The organism is Paraglaciecola sp. MB-3u-78, assembly GCF_002835935.1.
In the GTDB taxonomy this organism is placed as follows: Bacteria; Pseudomonadota; Gammaproteobacteria; order Enterobacterales; family Alteromonadaceae; genus Paraglaciecola.
On the sequence record NZ_PJCF01000020.1, the window covers coordinates 1 to 3,991 of the forward strand.

Genomic DNA, 3,991 nt, shown 5'->3' on the forward strand with positions numbered 1-3,991 from the left:
TAATGATGATTGGACGATAGCCGGGGCCGGAGATTTGGACGGCGATGGCACCGACGATATCATCTTGCGCAACCAGGTGGATGGCCGTAACTGGGCGTATTTGATGGAAGACGGTCAAATCAAGGCCAGTGAGCTTATCAATACGGTCGGCGATACCAACTGGCAGATAGCCAACATGGGTGATTACGATGGCGATGGCAAGGTGGATATTTTGTGGCGCAATGAAAACGCAGCCAGAAACATCGTGCATCTTATGGATGGGCTATCGGTGCACGCCAAAGGGGTGTTAAGGCCCACCGACAATACTTGGCAGTTGGCGCAATAGCGGGTCAGACGGTTAAAGGATAAAGCAAAGCGCAAAGGTGACTCACCTTTGCGCTTTTTTTTGCCTTGTGCACAGAAAAAATAAGAGGGTGGGTTTAAATAAAGGGGTGTGCCGAAACTGAGCAGTTCACAGGAGAAGCACTCACGATGGCCCTGTTTTTGGATGTTTAATTAACCGACCTGTTGCAGGTTGACCGAAAAGTACAAACATTTGTGGGTTAAGTGCAAACCTTGCAGCGCCTAATAAGGTATGGTTTTTAGAAATACACTAATGATATTCTCCCATCGTTGAGGGGTTTAAACGATATACGTTTTTTCAAGGATAGTTTGACTGAATGCATAAACTGCGCAGCTAAGAAAGTGACAGTGTTCAGGGATAGATTTCATTTTTGTTATGGAGAATGCGTTGGGTATCTGCTGTCGCCAGCCAGACGGGTTTTAGTGTAAGTATTAAGTCGGCCACAGTCGGCGAAATGGTATGAGATTAAGCACATGCTTCCGGTAGGAACTCATGCTTATTTGGTTTAAACATAAGGAGTATTTGGCATGAATTTCTATAAGAAGCGCCAGTCTATGTCGCAATCGTTCAATAAAGTCAGTTTACTGACACTAATTTGTTTGCTGAGCTCGCCAGTGATGGCGGCCACTCCTGGCTTGCCTTTTACCGAAGACTTTTCAGACCAGACATTAATGGATAGCAGTCAAACCACGGCAAATTGGTCTACCGAAGAAAAAGCCGTGGCATTGGCCTGGCATACACAACGCTTGCAGCAATTACCGGATGGCGCTACTCCCCGCAGCGCCCTTGTTGGTACTGACGAGGATGAAACCTTTTCACTCACCCTTGGGGATATCGACGGCGATGGTGACCTTGATGTGCTCGCGGGTAACTTGAATCAAACCAACAAGCTGTACCTGAATAATGGCAGTGGTGGTTTTAGCACGGCTGGCGTAAACATTGGCAGTGAGACGAATAGCACCCTCTCGCTGACCCTTGGGGATATTGACGGCGATGGTGATTTGGATGTGCTGGCAGGTAATGAGGGTCAAACCAACAAGCTATACCTGAATAATGGCAGTGGCAGTTTTAGCACGCTTGGCGTAAACATTGGCAATGAGACGGATAATACCCGTGCGCTCACCCTAGGGGATATCGACGGCGATGGGGATTTGGATGTGCTGGCGGGTAATCTTAATGCAACCAACAAGCTTTACCTAAATAATGGCAGTGGTGGTTTTAGCCCAACGGGCTTGGATATTGGCAATGAGACGGATACCACCCTCGTGCTTACCCTTGGTGATATCGACGGCGATGGTGATTTGGACGTGCTGGCGGGTAATAATGGTCAACCCAACAAGCTGTACCTGAATATTGGCAGTGGCAATTTTAGCGTCGGAGATAATATTAGCAGTGAGGCAGATAATATCGTCGCACTTATCCTTGGTGATATCGACGGCGATGGTGATTTGGACCTGCTGGCGGGTAATTTTAATGCAACCAACAAGCTTTACCTGAATGATGGCAGTGGTGGTTTTAGCGCCGGAAATAATATTGGCAGTGAGGCGGGTAGAACCCTCGCGCTCGCCCTAGAAGATATTGACGGCGATGGTGATTTGGATGTGTTGTCGGGTAATCAGGGTCAAAACACGCTGTATCTGAATAATGGCAGTGGTGGTTTTAGTGAGGCGGGCTTCAACATTGGCAGTGAGACGGATAATACCCGTACACTCACCCTTGGAGATATCGACGGCGATGGTGATTTGGACGTGCTGGCAGGTAATTTTAATGCAACCAACAAGCTGTACCTGAATGCTGGCAGTGGCGGTATTAGCACGGCTGGCTTCAACATTGGCAGTGAGACGGATAATACCCTTGCACTCACCCTTGGAGATATCGACGGCGATGGTGATTTGGACGTGCTGGTGGGTAATCTGGGTCAAAACAAGCTGTACCTAAATAATGGCAGTGGCGGTTTTAGCGAGGTGGGCTTCAATATTGGCGGTGAGACGGATAATACTCGTACGCTCACCCTTGGAGATATCGACGGCGATGGGGATTTGGACGTACTGTTGGGTAATAATGGTCTAAACAAGCTGTACTTGAATGATGGCACTGGCGGCTTTGGCGAGACGGGCGTAAACATTGGAAGTGAGACGGGTAACACCTATGAGCTTACCCTTGGGGATATCGACGGCGATGGTGATTTGGATGTGCTGGTGGGTAATTTCGACCAAGCCAACAAGCTGTATCTGAATAATGGCAGTGGCGGTTTTAGCGAGGTGGGCTTCAACATTGGCGGTGAGACGGATAATACTCGTACGCTCACCCTTGGAGATATCGACGGCGATGGGGATTTGGATGTGTTGGCGGGTAATTTCGGCCAAGCCAACAAGCTGTACTTGAATGATGGCAGTGGCGGTTTTAGCACGGCTGGCGTAAACATTGGCGGTGTGCCGAATAGCACCTTAGCACTTATCCTTGGTGATATCGACGGCGATGGTGATTTGGACGTGCTGGCGGGTAATTATAATGTAACCAACAAGCTTTACCTGAATGATGGCAGTGGTGGTTTTAGCGCCGGAGATAATATTGGCAGTGAGGCGGGTAGTACCCTCACGCTCGCCCTAGAAGATATTGACGGCGATGGGGATTTGGATGTGTTGGCGGGTAATCAGGGTCAAAACACGCTGTATCTGAATAATGGCAGTGGTGGTTTTAGTGAGGCGGGCTTCAACATTGGCAGTGAGACGGGTAACACCTATGCGCTTACCCTTGGGGATATTGACGGCGATGGTGATTTGGACGTGCTGGCGGGTAATTATAATGCAACCAACAAGCTATACCGGAATAATGGCAGCGCCGGTTTTAGTGCCGCGGGCTCAGATATTGGCAATGAGAGCGATATCACCCACTTGCTAACCCTGGGTGATATTGATGGCGATGGTGATTTGGACGTACTGACGGGTAATTATAATGCAACCAACAAGCTGTACCGGAATAATGGCAGTGGTGGTTTTAGCACGCCTGGCGTAAACATTGGCAATGAGGAGGATGAAACCATTTCACTCACCCTAGGGGATATCGACGGCGATGGTGATTTGGATGTGCTAGCGGGTAATAATACAACAGCAACCAATAAGTTATACCTGAATAATGGCAGTGGCGTTTTTAGTGAGGTGGGCGTAAGCATTGGCAGTGAGACGGATAGAACCTTCGCACTGACCCTTGGGGATATCGACGGCGATGGTGATTTGGACGTGCTGGCGGGTAATGTTCTCGAAAACAAGCTGTATCTAAATGATGGCAGTGGTGGTTTTAGCCCAACGGGCTTGGATATTGGCAATGAGAGGGATACCACCCTCGCACTGACCCTTGGCGATATCGACGGCGATGGTGATTTGGATGTGCTGACGGGTAATGTTAATGCAACCAACAAGCTGTACCTAAATAATGGCAGTGGTGGTTTTAGCCCAACGGGCTTGGATATTGGCAATGAGGGGGATAGCACCCGTACGCTTACCCTTGGGGATATCGACGGCGATGGTGATTTGGACGTGCTGGCGGGTAATAATAGTCGTCAAACCAACAAGCTGTACCTGAATAATGGCAGTGGCGGTTTTAGCCCGGCGGGCGTAAACATTGGCAGTGAGTTTGATGAAACCTTTT

Annotated in this window: 2 protein-coding genes; both read left to right on the top strand. The window is 49.0% G+C overall.

The features are described 5' to 3' along the window. A partial coding sequence (locus tag CXF95_RS26030; protein ID WP_198556711.1) for a VCBS repeat-containing protein occupies positions 1–325 on the top strand: 325 nt, incomplete at its 5' end. A gap of 545 nt (positions 326–870) precedes the next feature. Continuing rightward, on the top strand, positions 871–3,991 hold a 3,121-nt coding region (locus CXF95_RS26035), incomplete at its 3' end, for a VCBS repeat-containing protein (RefSeq protein ID WP_101201388.1).